This window comes from Candidatus Erwinia dacicola (genome assembly GCF_001756855.1).
GTDB classification, from domain to species: domain Bacteria; phylum Pseudomonadota; class Gammaproteobacteria; order Enterobacterales; family Enterobacteriaceae; genus Erwinia; species Erwinia dacicola.
In genome coordinates, this window is sequence record NZ_MAYS01000547.1 from 1 (window position 1) to 1,773 (window position 1,773).

Annotated in this window: 1 protein-coding gene and 1 pseudogene; one reads left to right on the top strand and one right to left on the bottom strand. The window is 57.0% G+C overall.

Annotation, left to right across the window (positions count from 1 at the left end; translation table 11 throughout):
* Positions 1–212: 212 nt before the first annotated feature.
* Positions 213–1,283, top strand: a complete 1,071-nt coding sequence (dadX, locus tag BBW68_RS13665) for a catabolic alanine racemase DadX (protein WP_070135767.1) — start codon at positions 213–215, stop codon at positions 1,281–1,283.
* A gap of 20 nt (positions 1,284–1,303) precedes the next feature.
* Here the strand turns inward: dadX and BBW68_RS13670 are convergent.
* A pseudogene (locus tag BBW68_RS13670) lies at positions 1,304–1,619 on the bottom strand (Bcr/CflA family drug resistance efflux transporter); the annotation flags it as partial.
* Positions 1,620–1,773: the final 154 nt, after the last annotated feature.

Consider the following 1,773-nt stretch of genomic DNA (forward strand, 5'->3'; position numbering starts at 1 on the left):
TCTTTGCAACAGTGCCCTCTTGGTGGACCATGACATGCGGTTCTGGACCGCTGCTTGCAGACATTATTTCCGGTTGCACGCTAGCGATTGCGGCTGACGATCTGTCCGTCATGCGCTATCTGCCGGGTTATGCTCCGACTGCAGCGACCACGCTGCACGGTGCCAATATTGGTTAATTAAGCCTAAGGTTATTGATTATTCAAGGAGAGGGTATGTCACGTCCGATTGTCGCAACGATTAATCGCGCTGCGTTGCGGCAAAACCTAGCAGTAGCGCGCCAAGCCGCCCCGCATTCGCGTCTGTGGTCCGTGGTCAAAGCTAATGCCTACGGCCATGGTATTGAACGCGTTTGGAAAAGTCTGGCAGAGACCGATGGTTTTGCGCTGCTCGACCTAGAAGAGGCTATCCTGCTGCGCGATCGCGGCTGTAGGAAGCCGATACTGCTGCTGGAAGGCTTCTTCCATCCCAACGATATCGAACTGCTTGACCGCTACCGCTTGACCACCAGCGTGCACAGCAACTGGCAGATCAAAGCGCTGGCCGAGGCGAAACTCTCGGCGCCGCTGGATATCTACCTGAAAATGAACAGCGGGATGAATCGACTCGGATTTCAGTCGGAGCAGTTTCACAACGCTTGGCAAAAACTGCGTTCATTAGTCAACGTTGGCGAGATGACTCTGATGGCGCATTTTGCTGAAGCGGAAAGCGCAGAGGGCATTGTCGAGCCGATGCAGCGTATCAACCAAGCAGCGCAAGGGCTGGACTGTGCGCGTTCGCTGGCCAACTCCGCCGCGACGCTGTGGCACCCGCAGACCCATCATAACTGGGTGCGGCCCGGCATTATTCTTTACGGCGCATCTCCAAGCGGTCAGTGGCAGGATATCGCCAGTAGTGGGCTGCAGCCGGTGATGAGCTTAAACACGGAAATAATCGGCATTCAGCAGCTGGCTGCCGGTGCCGCCGTCGGTTATGGCGCGCGCTATCGTGCCGCTGGCGAACAGCGTATCGGCGTGGTGGCCTGCGGCTACGCGGATGGATATCCGCGCCATGCGCCGACCGGTACGCCAATCTTGGTTGACGGCACGTTAACACGCACCGTAGGGGCGATCTCAATGGATATGATCACGGTAGATTTAACGCCGTGCCCGCAGGCCGGTATCGGCAGCAAGGTTGAGCTATGGGGCAATAACGTGAAGATTGATGATGTGGCGGCTTCTTTCGGCACCGTAGGTTACGAGCTGATGTGCGCCCTCGCCCGTCGGGTGCCGGTCGTCGTCGAGTAGACTCAGAGCGCGGTCAGCGTGCCGCTGAACGCCATCACGGCGGTATAGCAGACGGCACAGCCTAAATAATACGGGCGCTAAGAAACTGCGGCCAGCATGCCGCCGCCGATATACAGCAGCCGGCCGATCAGCGCGATAGACTTACGGCCCAGATTGTCAACCAGCGGGCCGGCGATAATCTGCCCTAGCTCCATGACCAGCAGATAGTGGTCTGAATGGTGGTCACGGGCGTTGCCAGTCCTGCGGCGATATCCCCGGCAGCGTAGGTAAATAGAGGTCAGTACCCAGTGGCGCAAGGAGCACTTGGCTGAGCAGTAGTAGAATGAATTTTTGCATGGGATGGAGAGGTGCGAAGTAAAGTAAGCCAGACATAGAGATAACGCCGGGAAAAGAAAAGCAGAAAATGGCAAAAAGGGCAATTGAGGTCGTGATAGTCATGCCCGCGGCAGGGCATGGCTATCTGTAACGGCGAGCCTGTCCGTAATTCTGT